Source organism: Allobosea minatitlanensis, from assembly GCF_964020775.1.
The window spans coordinates 2614208-2629207 of the sequence record NZ_OZ224509.1; the positions used below are offsets into that span (position 1 = coordinate 2614208).

General features: G+C 66.4%; 16 protein-coding genes. All 16 read right to left on the bottom strand.

The features are described 5' to 3' along the window. Positions 1-3: 3 nt before the first annotated feature. The 16 genes from ACWH43_RS12925 to ACWH43_RS13000 all read right to left on the bottom strand — a co-directional run bounded on the left by ACWH43_RS12925 (position 4) and on the right by ACWH43_RS13000 (position 14914). Positions 4-1515, bottom strand: coding sequence for an NADH-quinone oxidoreductase subunit M (locus ACWH43_RS12925; protein WP_158446884.1), 1512 nt, complete (start codon positions 1513-1515; stop codon positions 4-6). Between the two features lie 4 nt (positions 1516-1519). Continuing rightward, complete coding sequence (nuoL, locus tag ACWH43_RS12930; RefSeq protein ID WP_158446883.1) at positions 1520-3559, bottom strand: NADH-quinone oxidoreductase subunit L; 2040 nt, start codon at positions 3557-3559, stop codon at positions 1520-1522. 30 nt (positions 3560-3589) lie between these two features. Next, entirely contained in the window at positions 3590-3898 is a 309-nt protein-coding gene (gene nuoK, locus ACWH43_RS12935; RefSeq protein ID WP_158446882.1) for an NADH-quinone oxidoreductase subunit NuoK, read from the bottom strand. Next, positions 3895-4518: an NADH-quinone oxidoreductase subunit J gene (locus ACWH43_RS12940; RefSeq protein ID WP_158446881.1), complete on the bottom strand. Its 624-nt coding sequence runs from the start codon at positions 4516-4518 to the stop codon at positions 3895-3897. Before ACWH43_RS12940 ends, nuoK begins: the two co-directional genes overlap by 4 nt. A 289-nt stretch (positions 4519-4807) precedes the next feature. Then, on the bottom strand, positions 4808-5296 hold the full coding sequence (gene nuoI / locus ACWH43_RS12945) for an NADH-quinone oxidoreductase subunit NuoI (RefSeq protein ID WP_038367698.1): 489 nt from the start codon (positions 5294-5296) through the stop codon (positions 4808-4810). 20 nt (positions 5297-5316) lie between these two features. Continuing rightward, complete coding sequence (locus tag ACWH43_RS12950; protein WP_158446880.1) at positions 5317-5553, bottom strand: hypothetical protein; 237 nt, start codon at positions 5551-5553, stop codon at positions 5317-5319. Further along, a complete protein-coding gene (gene nuoH, locus ACWH43_RS12955; RefSeq protein WP_158446879.1) occupies positions 5550-6602 on the bottom strand; it encodes an NADH-quinone oxidoreductase subunit NuoH in 1053 nt (350 codons plus the stop codon). Before nuoH ends, ACWH43_RS12950 begins: the two co-directional genes overlap by 4 nt. Positions 6603-6608: 6 nt before the next feature. Then, the gene (nuoG, locus tag ACWH43_RS12960; RefSeq protein ID WP_158448321.1) at positions 6609-8672 is read right to left on the bottom strand and encodes an NADH-quinone oxidoreductase subunit NuoG; all 2064 of its coding nucleotides are present in this window, start codon (positions 8670-8672) and stop codon (positions 6609-6611) included. Between the two features lie 4 nt (positions 8673-8676). After that, positions 8677-9981, bottom strand: a complete 1305-nt coding sequence (gene nuoF / locus ACWH43_RS12965) for an NADH-quinone oxidoreductase subunit NuoF (RefSeq protein ID WP_158448320.1) — start codon at positions 9979-9981, stop codon at positions 8677-8679. A gap of 10 nt (positions 9982-9991) precedes the next feature. After that, complete coding sequence (gene nuoE / locus ACWH43_RS12970; RefSeq protein ID WP_158448319.1) at positions 9992-11188, bottom strand: NADH-quinone oxidoreductase subunit NuoE; 1197 nt, start codon at positions 11186-11188, stop codon at positions 9992-9994. A 3-nt stretch (positions 11189-11191) separates the two neighbouring features. Next, a complete protein-coding gene (locus tag ACWH43_RS12975) occupies positions 11192-11503 on the bottom strand; it encodes a hypothetical protein (protein ID WP_158446427.1) in 312 nt (103 codons plus the stop codon). Next, entirely contained in the window at positions 11500-12690 is a 1191-nt protein-coding gene (locus ACWH43_RS12980) for an NADH-quinone oxidoreductase subunit D (protein WP_158446428.1), read from the bottom strand. The genes ACWH43_RS12975 and ACWH43_RS12980 overlap by 4 nt, the downstream gene beginning before the upstream one ends. Further along, positions 12687-13127 (bottom strand): GFA family protein, encoded by a 441-nt coding sequence (locus ACWH43_RS12985; protein WP_158446429.1) that lies wholly within the window; start codon positions 13125-13127, stop codon positions 12687-12689. Before ACWH43_RS12985 ends, ACWH43_RS12980 begins: the two co-directional genes overlap by 4 nt. Beyond that, positions 13127-13732: an NADH-quinone oxidoreductase subunit C gene (locus ACWH43_RS12990; RefSeq protein ID WP_158446430.1), complete on the bottom strand. Its 606-nt coding sequence runs from the start codon at positions 13730-13732 to the stop codon at positions 13127-13129. Before ACWH43_RS12990 ends, ACWH43_RS12985 begins: the two co-directional genes overlap by 1 nt. 165 nt (positions 13733-13897) lie before the next feature. After that, a complete protein-coding gene (locus ACWH43_RS12995; protein ID WP_158446431.1) occupies positions 13898-14482 on the bottom strand; it encodes a NuoB/complex I 20 kDa subunit family protein in 585 nt (194 codons plus the stop codon). Positions 14483-14548: 66 nt separating this feature from the next. After that, positions 14549-14914 (bottom strand): NADH-quinone oxidoreductase subunit A, encoded by a 366-nt coding sequence (locus tag ACWH43_RS13000; RefSeq protein ID WP_158446432.1) that lies wholly within the window; start codon positions 14912-14914, stop codon positions 14549-14551. Positions 14915-15000: the final 86 nt, after the last annotated feature.

Consider the following 15000-nt stretch of genomic DNA (forward strand, 5'->3'; position numbering starts at 1 on the left):
ACCTTACTGCGCGGCCGCCAGCGCCGTCTTCGCGACGGTGAGCGCGGCCTGATAGTTCTTGATCAGCATTTCGGTCGGCGCCGCGAAGGCGTCGAGGATGGTGTGCGGCTGGATGCCGTACCAGATCGTCAGCAGCACGAGCGGGGCCAGGATCAGGACCTCGCGGCCGTTCAGATCCGAGATGTCCTTGAGCTCGGGCTTGGTGAGCTCGCCGAAGACGACGCGGCGATAGAGCCACAGCGCATAGGCGGCCGAGAGGATGACGCCCGAGGTGGCGAAGAAGGCGACCCAGGGATTGGCCCGGAAGGAGCCGAGCAGGGTCAGGAACTCGCCGACGAAGCCCGAGGTGCCCGGCAGGCCGACATTGGCCATGGTGAAGATCATGAACACCACCGCGTAGAGCGGCATCCGGTTCACCAGCCCGCCATAGGCGGCGATCTCGCGGGTATGCATGCGGTCGTAGATCACGCCGACGCAGAGGAAGAGCGCGCCCGAGACCAGCCCGTGGCTGACCATCTGGTACATCGCACCCTGGATGCCCTGCGGGGTCAGCGTGAACAGGCCCATGGTGACGAAGCCCATATGCGCCACCGAGGAATAGGCGATCAGCTTCTTCATGTCCTCCTGCATCAGCGCCACCAGCGAGGTGTAGACGATGGCGATGACGGAGAGCGCGAAGACCAGCGGCGCGAAGTAGTGCGACGCCTCCGGGAACATCGGGATCGAGAAGCGGATGAAGCCGTAGCCGCCCATCTTCAGCAGGATCGCGGCCAGCACGACCGAGCCGGCGGTCGGCGCCTCGACGTGGGCGTCGGGCAGCCAGGTATGCACCGGCCACATCGGCATCTTCACCGCGAAGGAGGCGAAGAAGGCGAGCCAGAGCCAGGTCTGCATGCCGGCCGGGAACTTGTGGGCGAGCAGCGACGGAATGTCGGTGGTGCCGGCGTTCCAGTACATCGCCATCACGGCGAGCAGCATCAGCACCGAGCCGAGCAGCGTGTAGAGGAAGAACTTGTAGGAGGCGTAGACGCGCCGCTTCCCGCCCCAGATGCCGATGATCAGGAACATCGGGATCAGGCCGGCCTCGAAGAACAGGTAGAACAGCACGAGGTCCAGCGCCGCGAAGACGCCGATCATCAGCGTCTCGAGCACCAGGAAGGCGACCATGTACTCGGCCACCCGCTTCTCGACCGAGGTCCAGGAGGCGAGGATGCAGAACGGCATCAGGAAGGCCGTCAGCACGATGAAGGGGAAGGAGAAGCCGTCGACGCCGAGCTTAAAGCGGATCGCCTCCGAGATCCAGCCATGGCTCTCGACGAGCTGGAAGCCGGGATCGGCCGTGTCGAAGCGGCTCCAGGCGACGCAGGCGAGCACGAAGGCGAGCACCGTCGTGAACAGCGCGATCCAGCGCGCATTGGAGGAGACCGAGGCCTCGTCGCCGCGTAGCACGAGGATCAGGGCCGCGCCGACCAGCGGCAGGATCAGGAGACCGGTGAGGATACCGAAGCCGAACATCATCTCACCCGCGGGTCACGAGATACCAGGTCACCAGCCCGGCGACACCGATCAGCATGGCGAAGGCATAGTGATAGACATAGCCGCTCTGCAGCCTGACGACGCGGTTGGTCACGTCGACCACGCGGGCCGAGACGCCGTCCGGACCGAAGCCGTCGATGACGAAGCCGTCGCCCTTCTTCCAGAGAAAGCGGCCGAGCCACTTCGCCGGACGCACGAACAGGAAGTCGTAGATCTCGTCGAAGTACCACTTGTTGAGCAGGAACTGGTAGAGCGCCGGGTTCGCCGCGGCGAGCCTGCCGGGAACGTCCGGCCGGCGGACATACATGTACCAGGCCAGCACGAAGCCGATCAGCATCGCCAGGAAGGGCGAGACCATCACCCAGACCGGCACCTCGTGCATCTCGTGCAGGATGTGGTTGTCCTTGCCCATGAACAGCGCCGACTTCCAGAAATGCGCGAAGTCATGGCCGATGAAGTATTCCTTGAAGGCGAAGCCGGCCGCGATCGCGCCGATCGAAAGCAGGGCCAGCGGCAGCAGCATCACCCAGGGGCTCTCATGCGGCGTGTGGCCGTGGCCGTGATCGTCATGCGCATGGTCGTCCTGCGCATGGTCGTCATGGCCGTGCGCGGCATGGGCGTGATCGTCGTGACCATGCGCGGCATGGCCCCAGCGCGGCGCGCCCTCGAAGGTCAGGAAGTAGAGGCGCCAGGAGTAGAAGGAGGTCATGCAGGCCGCGACGACCAGCAGCACGAAGGCATAGGACGAGGCGAAGCCGCCATGCGCCACCGAGGCATAGGCGCTCTCGATGATCGCGTCCTTCGAGAAGAAGCCGGCGAAGCCGAGCACGGTGCCGGGGATGCCGAAGCCGGTCAGCGCCAGCGTGCCGATCGTCATCGTCGCCGCGGTAAAGGGGATGTACTTCCTCAGCCCACCCATATGGCGCATGTCCTGCTCGTGGTGCATCGCATGGATGACCGAGCCGGCGCCGAGGAAGAGCAGCGCCTTGAAGAAGGCGTGGGTGAACAGGTGGAAGACGCCGGCGCCGTAATTGCCGACGCCGAGCGCGACGAACATGTAGCCGAGCTGCGAGCAGGTCGAATAGGCGATGACACGCTTGATGTCGTTCTGCACCAGGCCGACCGTGGCGGCGAAGAAGGCCGTGGTGGCGCCGATGACGACGACGACCGTGAGCGCGACGGGCGCGTATTCGAAGACGGGCGAGAGCCGCGCCACCATGAACACGCCGGCCGTGACCATGGTCGCCGCATGGATCAGGGCGGAAACCGGGGTCGGGCCTTCCATCGCGTCCGGCAGCCAGGTGTGCAACAGGAACTGCGCCGACTTGCCCATGGCGCCCATGAACAGCAGCAGACAGGTCAGGGTCAGCGCGTTCCAGTCATAGCCGAGGAAGCGGAAGCCCTGGCCGACCATCTCGCCGGCGCGCGGGAAGATCGCGTCGAAGGTGACCGCACCGAACAGGACGAAGATCAGGAAGATGCCGAGCAGGAAGCCGAAATCGCCGACGCGGTTGACGATGAAGGCCTTCATCGCCGCGGCATTGGCCGAGGGCTTCTGGTACCAGAAGCCGATCAGCAGATAGGAGGCGAGGCCGACGCCTTCCCAGCCGAAGAACATCTGCAGGAGGTTGTCGGCCGTCACCAGCATCAGCATGGCGAAGGTGAAGAGCGAGAGATAGGCGAAGAAGCGCGGCCGGTGCGGATCCTCGTGCATGTAGCCGATCGAGTAGAGGTGCACGAGCGACGAAACGGTGTTGACGACGACCAGCATCACCGCGGTCAGCGTGTCGATGCGGAAGGCCCAGTCGACCTGCAATTCGCCCGAGGCGATCCAGCTCGCGACCTGAATGCGCGTCGTGCCGGCGCCGAAGCCGACCTGGAAGAAGGCGATCCAGGACAGCACCGCCGAGACGACGAGCAGCGAGGTCGTGACGATTTCGGAGCCGCGCGCGCCGATCAGCCGGCCGAACAGGCCGGCGATCAGGAAGCCGATGAGAGGTAGGAAGACGATCGCGTGATACATGGTCGTGAGGTCCAGGCGCTGGGGAAGCGCTCAGCCTTTCATCATGTTGATGTCTTCCACCGCGATCGAGCCGCGGTTGCGGAAGTAGACGACGAGGATGGCCAGCCCGATCGCGGCCTCGGCCGCCGCCACCGTCAGCACGAACAGGGCGAAGACCTGGCCGAGGATATCGCCCAGGAAGCTCGAGAAGGCGACGAAGTTGATGTTCGCCGAGAGCAGGATCAGCTCGAGCGACATCAGGATGACGATGACGTTCTTGCGGTTGATGAAGATGCCGAGCACGCCGAGCGTGAACAGGATGGCGCCGACGGCGAGATAGTGGCCCAGTCCGATCATCATGCCATCTCCTCGGGAACACCGGCGCGCGAGGGCACCTGCTTGACCTCCATGGCGGCCTCCTTGGTGCGGGCGTTCTGGGCCGGGACGCTCTGGCGCTTGATGCCCTTGCGGTCGCGCAGCGTCAGCACGATCGCGCCGATCATCGCGACCAGCAGCACCAGCCCGGCGGCCTGGAAGTAGTAGACATACTGGGTGTAAAGCACCCGGCCGAGCGCCTCGGTGTTGGTCATGCCGGTCGGGATCGCCGCGACCGGCGCCTTGACGAGCTGCGGGTCGATGGCCCAGGCGCCGAGCACCATCAAAAGCTCGACGGCGAAGATGAAGCCGATCAGCGCGCCGATCGGCAGGTAGTTGAGGAAGCCCTGGCGGAACTCGGCGAAATCGACGTCGAGCATCATCACCACGAAGAGGAAGAGCACCGCGACCGCGCCGACATAGACGACGACCAGCAGCATCGCCAGGAACTCGGCGCCCAGCAGCACGAACAGCCCGGCCGCGTTGACGAAGGCCAGGATCAGGAACAGCACCGAATGCACGGGGTTGCGCGACGTCACCACCATGAAGGCGGACGCCACGGTCACCCCTGCGAAGAGATAGAAGAAAGCCGCTGCGGCATTCATCTCGGCCAGCCCTTCCCGCCCCTTTCCGGAGCGGTCCTCGTTTGGTTCGTGCTCCGGGACTCAAAAGGACCCGGCGCAATTTGGAGCGTCTATAATCAGGCCCGCCGTGCCGGACAACCGCGCGGCGGGTCTGGTCTCGTTCGGTTTTCCATGCCGTCATCCCGGACAAGCCGCGAAGCGGCGCCGATCCGGGATCCATGCCGGAGCGCTACCGGCACAGGTTCAGGCATGGATCCCGGGTCTCCCTGCGGTCGCCCGGGATGACCGCCGGGAGGCGGCCGGAAAAGCATCACCGATAGGGCGCGTCCATCGCGATGTTGCGCGCGATCTCGCGTTCCCAGCGCGCGCCGTTCGCGAGCAGCTTGTCCTTGTCGTAGAACAGCTCCTCGCGGGTCTCGGTCGCGAACTCGAAATTCGGCCCCTCGACGATGGCATCGACCGGGCAGGCCTCCTGGCAGAAGCCGCAATAGATGCACTTGGTCATGTCGATGTCGTAGCGGGTGGTGCGGCGCGTGCCGTCGTTGCGGCGCGGGCCGGCCTCGATGGTGATGGCCTGCGCCGGGCAGATCGCCTCGCAGAGCTTGCAGGCGATGCAGCGCTCCTCGCCGTTGGGATAGCGGCGCAGCGCGTGCTCGCCGCGGAAGCGCGGCGAGAGCTGGCCCTTCTCGAACGGGTAGTTGAGCGTCGCCTTCGGCTTGAAGAAATAGCGCATCGACAGGCCGATCGCCCCGACGAACTCCTTCAGCAGCAGGCCCCTTGCGGCTTGCGCGAGTGACATCGCCTTCGTCCTTTACATCCTCAGCCGAACAAGGTCCGGCCGATCACGAAACCCAGGATCGGCGTGAAGCCGACCGTCATTGCCATCAGCGCCCACCGCAGGATGCGGATGCGGCGCTCGTAATCCATCTTCTCGGCCTCGGTCCCGGAGCGATCCGTGCGCCTCAGCGCCCCGATCACCACCGCCGACATCAGCCGGTACTCCAGCAGGCCGAGCCCGAGGCCGATCGCGGCGCCGAGCAGGCCGGCCCCATTCATCCCGCCACCGGCGCCCAGCCCATGACCTGCAGCACCAGCGCCACGACGATCACGCTGGCGAGCGAGAGCGGCAGGAAGACCTTCCAGCCCAGGCGCATGAGCTGGTCGTAGCGGTAGCGCGGCACGAAGGCCTTCACCAGCGCGAACATGAAGAACACCAGGCAGACCTTGAGCGCGAACCAGAACACGCCGGGCAGCCAGGTGAAGGGCGGAAGCTGGACCGGAGGCGCCCAGCCGCCGAGGAACAGGATCGTGGTCAGCGAGCACATGGTCATGATCGCCACGTATTCGCCGAGCATGAACAGCAGGTACGGCGTCGAGGAATACTCGACCATGAAGCCCGCCACGAGTTCGGATTCCGCCTCGGCCAGGTCGAAGGGCGGCCGGTTCGTCTCGGCCAGCGCCGAGACGAAGAAGACGACGAACATCGGGAAGAGCGGAATGAAGTACCAGTTCAGGATCGAGAGCCACGGCACGCCCAGCGCATGGGCGAGCCCGCGGTTCTGCTGCGCCTCGACCACGGCCGAGAGGTTGAGCGAGCCGACGCAGAGCAGCACGGTGATGATGACGAAGCCGATCGAGACCTCGTAGGAGACCATCTGCGCGGCCGAGCGCAGCGCGCTCATGAACGGATATTTCGAGTTCGAGGCCCAGCCGGCCATGATGATGCCGTAGATGCCGAGCGAGGAGATGGCGAGGATATAGAGGATGCCGACATTGATGTCGGCGATCGCCCAGCCCTCCGCCACCGGAATCACCGCCCAGGCGCCGAGCGCCAGCAGGCAGGAGACGAAGGGCGCCAGCAGGAAGATGCCCTTGTTGGCGCCGGCCGGGATGATCGGCTCCTTGAGCGCGAACTTGATCAGGTCCGCGAAGCTCTGGAACAGCCCCCACGGGCCGACGACGTTCGGGCCGCGGCGCAACTGCACCGCCGCCCAGACCTTGCGGTCGGCCAGCAGGATATAGGCGATGAAGACCAGCAGGCAGACCAGCAGCAGCAGGCTCTTGCCGAGGATGATCGCGATATCGAGGACGAGGTCCCAGTTCATGGCCGGTTACTCCGCCGCCTGCTGGTGCCGGCCCGAGGCCAGCGCCGAGCATTCCGCCATCACGGCGGAGGCACGCGCGATCGGGTTGGTCTGGTAGAAATCGCCGATGGGCGAGACGAAGCCCGCCTTGTCGGTCTTGCCGCCGCGGCCGGCAAGGCTGCCGATCGCCGCAGCGTCGTTGGCCGGCAGCCCGTCGATAGCGGCGAATTGCGGATGGGCCTCGTAGAGCGCCTTGCGCAGGCCGGAAAGCGAGTCGAAGGGCAGCGTCTTGCCGAGATGGCCGGAGAGCGCACGCAGGATCGCCCAGTCCTCGCGGGCGTCGCCCGGCGGGAAGGTGGCGCGCTCGCCGATCTGGACGCGGCCTTCGGTGTTGACGTAGGTGCCCGACTTCTCGGTATAGGCCGCGCCGGGCAGGATGACGTCGGCGCGGTGGGCGCCCTTGTCGCCATGCGTGCCCTGATAGACGACGAAGGCGCCTTCCGGCACGTCGATCTCGTCGGCCCCCAGCAGGAAGAGCAGGTCGAGCGCGCCCGGCTGGAGCATGCCCGCCACGTCCAGTCCCCCCTCGCCCGGCACGAAGCCGAGATCGAGCCCGCCGACGCGGGCGGCGGCGGTATGGATCACGCCGAAGCCGTTCCAGCCTTCGGTGACGGCGCCGAGGGCCTGCGCCGCCTTGGCGGCGAGCGAGAGCACGGCCTCGCCGTCGGCGCGGGCGAGCGCGCCCTGCCCGACCAGCACCATCGGCTTGCCGCCGGCAGCGGCGGCCGACTTCACGACCTCGGCCAGCGTCTCCGGGCCGGCGCCGAGATAGTCATAGCTATAGGTCAGATCGGCCTTCTCGCCGATGAGGTCGATCTTGAAGTCGCCGCGCAGCCAGCGCTTGCGGATGCGCGCGTTCAGGATCGGCGCCTCGCGGCGCGGATTCGCGCCGACGATCAGCAGCGAGGTCGCCTCCTCGATGCCGGCGATGCCGGCGTTGAGAACGTAGGAGGCGCGGCCGAACCGCGGATGCAGCCTGGTGCCGTCCTGGCGGGAGTCCAGATTGGCGCTGCCGAGGGCGGCGATCAGGCTCTTCAGCGCGAACATCTCCTCGACCGCGGCGAGATCGCCGGCGATGGCGCCGATCTTCTCGGGCGCGGTCGCCTTCACCTTGGCGGCGATGGCGGCGAAGGCCTCGCTCCAGCTCGCGGGGCGCAGGCGGCCATGCTCGCGCAGATAGGGCCGGTCGAGGCGCTGCGTCTTGAGCCCGTCGGCGACGTGGCGGGTCTTGTCGGAGATCCACTCCTCGTTCACCGCCTCGTTGAGGCGAGGCAGGATGCGCATCACTTCCTTGCCGCGGGAATCGACGCGGATCGCCGAGCCGACGGCGTCCATCACGTCGATGCTCTCGGTCTTGGAGAGCTCCCAGGGCCGGGCCTTGTTCTGGTAGGGCTTCGAGGTCAGCGCCCCGACCGGGCAGAGGTCGACGACATTGCCCTGCAATTCGGAGGTCATCGCCCGCTCGAGATAGGTGGTGATCTCCATGTCCTCGCCGCGGCCGATGGCGCCGAGATCGGAGGCGCCGGCGACCTCGGTGGTGAAGCGGACGCAGCGCGTGCACTGGATGCAGCGCGTCATCGTCGTCTTGACCAGCGGGCCGATATATTTGTCCTCGACGGCGCGCTTGTTCTCGGCGAAGCGCGAGGAATCCGTGCCGAAGGCCATGGCCTGGTCCTGCAGGTCGCATTCGCCGCCCTGGTCGCAGATCGGGCAGTCGAGCGGGTGGTTGATGAGCAGGAACTCCATCACCCCTTCGCGCGCCTTCTTGACCATCGGCGACTTGGTCATGACGACCGGCGGCTCGCCGTTCGGGCCGGGGCGCAGGTCGCGCACGCCGATGGCGCAGGAGGCCTGCGGCTTCGGCGGGCCGCCCTTCACCTCGACGAGGCACATGCGGCAATTGCCGGCGATCGAGAGCCGCTCATGGAAGCAGAAGCGCGGGATCTCGGCCCCCGCGGCCTCGCAGGCCTGGAGGACGGTGTAGTCGGCCGGAACGTCGACCTCGATGCCGTCGATGACGATTTTGGTCATGGTCTCACTCCGCCGCCATCAGCCGCACGGGCTCGCTGTACGGGTTGGCGGCATAGTCGTCGATGCGCTGCTCGATCTCGTGCCGGAAATGCGCGATCAGGCCCTGGATCGGCCAGGCCGCCGCGTCGCCGAGCGCGCAGATGGTGTGGCCCTCGATCTGCTTGGTGACGTCGAGCAGCATGTCGATCTCGCGCTTCTGGGCGCGGCCCTCGGCCATGCGCTCCATGACGCGCCACATCCAGCCCGTGCCCTCGCGGCAGGGCGTGCACTGGCCGCAGCTCTCATGCTTGTAGAAATGGCTGATGCGGGCGATGGCGCGGACGATGTCGGTCGACTTGTCCATCACGATCACCGCCGCCGTGCCGAGGCCCGAGCGCAGCTTCGAGAGCGAGTCGAAATCCATCGGCGTGTCGATGATCTGCTCGGCCGGCACCATGCGCACCGAGGAGCCGCCGGGAATGACCGCCTTGAGGTTGTCCCAGCCGCCGCGGATGCCGCCACAATGCTTGTCGATCAGCTCGCGGAACGGAATGCCCATCGCCTCCTCGACGTTGCAGGGCTTGTTCACATGGCCCGAGACGCAGAACAGCTTGGTGCCGACATTGTTCGGGTTGCCGATCGAGGAGAACCAAGCCGCGCCACGGCGCAGGATGGTCGGCGCGACCGCGATCGACTCGACGTTGTTCACCGTGGTCGGGCAGCCATAGAGACCCATATTGGCGGGGAAAGGCGGCTTCAGCCGCGGCATGCCCTTCTTGCCTTCGAGGCTCTCCAGCAGCGCCGTCTCCTCGCCGCAGATATAGGCGCCCGCGCCGTGATGCACATAGAGATCAAAGGGATAGCCGTGGACGTTATCCTTGCCGATGAGCTTCGCCTCATAGGCTTCGTCGACGGCGCGCTGCAGCGCCTCGCGCTCGCGGACATATTCGCCGCGGATATAGATATAGGCCGCATGCGCGCCCATGGCGAAGGAGGCGATCAGGCAGCCCTCGACCAGCGTATGCGGGTCGTTGCGCATGATCTCGCGGTCCTTGCAGGTGCCCGGCTCCGACTCGTCGGCATTGACGACGAGATAATGCGGGCGCCCGTCGCTCTGCTTGGGCATGAAGGACCATTTCAGCCCGGTCGGGAAGCCGGCGCCGCCGCGCCCGCGCAGGCCGGACTTCTTCATCTCGTCGATGATCCAGTCCCGGCCCTGGTCGAGCAGGAACTTGGTGCCGTCCCAGGCGCCGCGCTGGATCGCGCCCTTCAGGGTGCGGTCGTGCCGGCCGTAGAGGTTGGTGAAGATGCGGTCGCGATCTGCGAGCATGGTCTCGTCCTCACTCCACCGGCTTGTCGCCGAGCTTCGACTCGGGGCGCCAGCCCGTCGCGAGCTTCTTCGCCTGGGCGATCCAGTCGTCGCGCAGCGCCCTGCCCTTGAAGCCGGTCAGGCGCGCATCGACCCAGGCGAGCTCGGCCGGAGTCCATTTCGCGATCTGGTCGTAATGCCAGACGCCCATCTCGTTGAGCATCCTGGCCAGCTTCGGTCCGACGCCCCAGATCAGCTCCAGATCGTCGCCCTTGCCGCTGCGCGCGGCGGCCAGCAGCTCCGGCTTGCTCTCGTCGGTCGCGGGCGTGGCCGTCCCGGCCACGTCCTTCGCCTCGACGTTGCCCTTGGCGGCCGGGGTGTCGTTGGCCGCGCCGGAAGGCTGCGCCGGCTCGGAGGGCTTCGGGCGGGCGGCGGCGGCCGTCTCGCTCGCGGGCTTCGCGGCGACGGCGGCGGGCGTGGCCTCGGCCTTCTTCGCCTCGGCTTCGGCGGCCTTCTTGGCCTCCGCCTCGGCGGCGGCCTTGGCGGCGGCGGCCTCGGCCGCGGCCCTGCGCTGCTCGACGACGCGCTTCTGCCAATCGCCGGCGCCGATCATCGAGCCGTCATAGAGCGCCTTGTCGGTCAGGGTCTGCGGGCCGCCTTCCGGCTCGGAGCCGGTGCGGCCGTTCTGCGGGCCGGGCTTGGTCGGGCGGCCATGGCGCAGGTCGTCGAGGAGCCGGCGGAAGGAATCCGGCGTCAGGTCCTCGTAATAGTCGACATTGATCTGTGCCATCGGCGCATTGCAGCAGGCGCCCAGGCATTCGACCTCGAGCCAGGACAGCTTGCCGTCGGCGGTGACGGTCGATTGCGGGCCGATGACCTCCTCGCAGACCTTCTTCAGCGCCTCGGCGCCGCGCAGCGCGCAGGGCGTCGTGCCGCAGAGCTGGACGAAATACTCGCCCACCGGCTGGAGGTTGAACATGGTGTAGAAGGTCGCGACCTCCAGCACGCGCATCGGCGCCATGCCGAGGCGCCGGGCGACGGTCTCGATCACCGCGCGCGAGACCCAGCCCTCCTGCTCCTGCGCCTTCCACAAAAGCGGGATGACGGCCGAGGCCTGCCGGCCCTCCGGATATTTGGCGATCTGCTGGTCGATCCAGTTCTCGTTCGCCGGGGTGAAGGCGAAGGAGGCCGGCTGGACGGGATCAGGTGCGAGGCGACGGACGGACATGAATCACTTCCGATTCTGAATTCGGTACTGCAGCTCTTCAGACAGGACGGCCTGCGTCGGCTCACAGCCCTCTTCGATAAAGCGACCGGTCTGCCTGTCCTCGAACCGGATGCAATTGAAGGTCGTACCGCCCCGTTTTACGCGGAAATATCCGTCGCGGCCCGAGGTCAGGCCAGGCTGAGGCAGCCCGCCCGTCCGGATGGCATCGCTGTAGCAGGGATACTGGTCCCTGTCCGCGCTTCGGCAGACGGGCTCCTCCCCCACGGCCGAGGTCGCGACGCCGATGCCGAACAGGGCGAGCAGCACGAGCTTCACCGGTCGACCTCCCCGAACACGATGTCCAGCGAGCCGAGGATCGCGGAGACGTCGGCGAGCATGTGCTTGCGGCACATGAAATCCATGGCCTGGAGATGGGCGAAGCCCGGGGCCTTGATCTTGCAGCGATAGGGCTTGTTGGTGCCGTCCGAGACCAGATAGACGCCGAACTCGCCCTTCGGCGCCTCGACGGCGGCGTAGACCTCGCCTTCCGGTACCTTGTAGCCCTCGGTGTAGAGCTTGAAATGGTGGATCAGCGCTTCCATCGAGCGCTTCATCTCGCCGCGCTTGGGCGGCACGATCTTGCCGTCGAGCGACGAGACGGGGCCGCCGCCATCGGCCGCCAGCAGCTTCTCGCAGCACTGCTTCATGATGCGCGTAGCCTGGCGCATCTCCTCCATGCGGATGCAGTAGCGGTCGTAGCAGTCGCCGTTCTTGCCGACGGGGATGTCGAATTCCATCTCCTCGTAGCATTCGTAGGGCTGCGATTTGCGCAGGTCCCAGGGCGCGCCGGAGCCGCGCACCATCACGCCCGAGAAGCCCCATTTCCAGCAGGTTTCGAGATCGACCACGCCGATATCGACATTGCGCTGCTTGAAGATGCGGTTGTCGGTGAGCAGCCCTTCGAGGTCGTCGCAGACCTTGAGGAAGGGGTCGCACCATTCGGCGATGTCGTGGATCAGCGAGACCGGGATGTCCTGATGCACGCCGCCGGGGCGGATATAGGCCGCGTGCATGCGCGCGCCGCAGGCCCGCTCGTAGAAGATCATCAGCTTCTCGCGCTCCTCGAAGCCCCAGAGCGGCGGCGTCAGCGCGCCGACGTCCATCGCCTGCGTGGTGACGTTGAGCAGATGCGAGAGGATGCGGCCGATCTCGGAATAGAGCACGCGGATGAGCTGGCCGCGGCGCGGCACGGCGATGCCGAGCAGGCGCTCGACCGCCAGCGCGAAGGCATGCTCCTGGTTCATCGGCGCGACATAGTCGAGCCGGTCGAAATAGGGCACGGCCTGGAGATAGGTCTTGGCCTCGATCAGCTTCTCGGTGCCGCGGTGCAGCAGGCCGATATGCGGATCGACGCGCTCGACCACCTCGCCGTCGAGCTCCAGCACGAGGCGCAGCACGCCGTGCGCCGCCGGATGCTGCGGCCCGAAATTGATCGAGAAGTTGCGGATATTGTGCTCGGTCATGACCGGCCTTCCTGCTGCGCCTGGAAGCGCGCCATCACTTCTTCGCCCGTCAGCCGCGGGCGCTCGCCGGCGAAGGCGTAAAGCGCCGGCTTCTCGTCAATGAAGATCTCTTCGAGGAACTTGAACGAGCTCACATCGTCGAAGCTCTGGAAAGCCACCGCGACATGGTCGCCGCCCTCGCGCAGCCGCCAGAACAGGCTGGAACCGCAGTTGCGGCAGAACTGGCGCAGTGCCCAGTCCGACGACACATAGCTGCCGAGCCGGCTCTCGTCCTCGACCGTGACCTCGCCGCAGGGCACGGCCATGAAGACGCCGCCGCTCCAGCGCCGGCACATCCCGCAATGGCAGACGTCCATCTCGCGCTTCTGCGGCACGGCGGTGAACCGCACCGCGCCGCACAGGCAGCCGCCGGACAGTTTTTCCGCGCCGGGCGCCATCACGCCCCCTTCGCCTTCTCGTCGCCCGGGAGGACGTAGTCCGTCCCTTCCCAGGGCGAGAGGAAATCGAAGTTGCGGAATTCCTGGGTCAGCTTCACCGGCTCGTAGACGACGCGCTTCTGCTCGTCGTCGTAGCGGACCTCGACGAAGCCGGTCAGCGGGAAGTCCTTGCGCAGCGGATAGCCCTCGAAGCCGTAGTCGGTGAGAATGCGGCGCAGGTCCGGATGGCCGGAGAACAGGATGCCGTAAAAGTCGTAAGCCTCGCGCTCGAACCAGTTCGCCGCCGGGAAGACCTCGACGACGGAGGGAACAGGCGTCGCCTCGTCGGTCTGCACCTTGACGCGGATGCGGCGGTTATGATGCGGCGCCAGCAAATGGTAGACGATGTCGAAGCGCTTTTCGCGGCCCGGATAGTCGGCGCCGGCGATATCGGTGAAATTGACGAAGCGGAAGCGCGGGTCGGCATAGAGCGTCTTCATGACCCGGACGATCTCGGCCGCCTCGGCATGGATCGTCAGCTCCCCGAAGGCGACGACCGCCTCCGTGACCGCGCCGGGCAGCGCGGCCTGGATCTCTTCGCCGAGTTTCACGAGCGCTTCGCTCATCGTCCATCCACCACGTCATTCCGGGGCGCGCCGCAGGCGCGAGCCCGGAACCCATGAACACAGTCGGAGCCTTGCAAGGGAACACCTGTGTTCATGGGTTCCGGGCTCCTCGCTTCGCTCGGCCCCGGAATGACACGGAGGTCAACCGGAGCCGTCTTCCACCTTCTATCGCTCGATCGTGCCAGTGCGGCGGATCTTCTTCTGCAGCAGCAGCACGCCGTAGAGCAGCGCCTCCGCCGTCGGCGGGCAGCCCGGGACATAGATGTCGATCGGGACGATGCGGTCGCAGCCGCGCACCACCGAATAGCTGTAGTGGTAATAGCCGCCGCCATTGGCGCAGGAGCCCATCGAGATGACGTAGCGCGGCTCCGGCATCTGATCGTAAACCTTGCGCAGGGCGGGTGCCATCTTGTTGGTCAGCGTGCCCGCGACGATCATCACGTCCGACTGGCGCGGCGAGGCGCGCGGCGCGAAACCGAAGCGCTCGACGTCGTAGCGCGGCATCGAGAGCTGCATCATCTCGACGGCGCAGCAGGCCAGGCCGAACGTCATCCACATCAGCGAGCCGGTGCGGGCCCAGTTGATCAGATCGTCGGTGGCGGTGACCAGGAAGCCCTTGTCGGCCAGCTCGTTGTTGATCTCGACGAAGAAAGGATCGCGCACGCCGGCCGGCTTGCCGTCGGGGCCGAGAAGCCCTCTCGGTGCCGGCGCGACGAGCGGGTCGCCGCGATCGATCGCTGTGACTGCCATGACCTAATCCTCGTGAACTTCAAGCCTGTCAGATAGGAAGCGGAAAACCGTTTCGCGACCGGACAGTTAGTCCCACTCCAGCGCGCCCTTGCGCCACTCGTAGATGAAGCCCACGGTCAGCACGCCGAGGAAGATCATCATCGACCAGAAACCATACCAGCCGAGGCTGCCGAAGGCGACGGCCCAGGGGAACAGGAACGCGACCTCGAGATCGAAGATGATGAAGAGAATCGCGACCAGGTAGAACCGGACGTCGAACTTCATGCGGGCGTCGTCGAAGGCGTTGAAGCCGCATTCATAGGCCGAGAGCTTTTCGGCATCCGGCTTGGAATAGGCGATGGCGAAGGGCGCGATCAGCAGCGCCAGACCGATCACCGCCGAGACGCCGATGAACAGCACCAGCGGCAGATAATCGGTCAGAAGGGAATGCATCGGGAAAGCTTGCATCGTCGAACTCGCTTCGCGCGGCCGCACCGAGGCTTGCCGCCCCGTTCGCTTAGACCGTCGATTAGAATGAA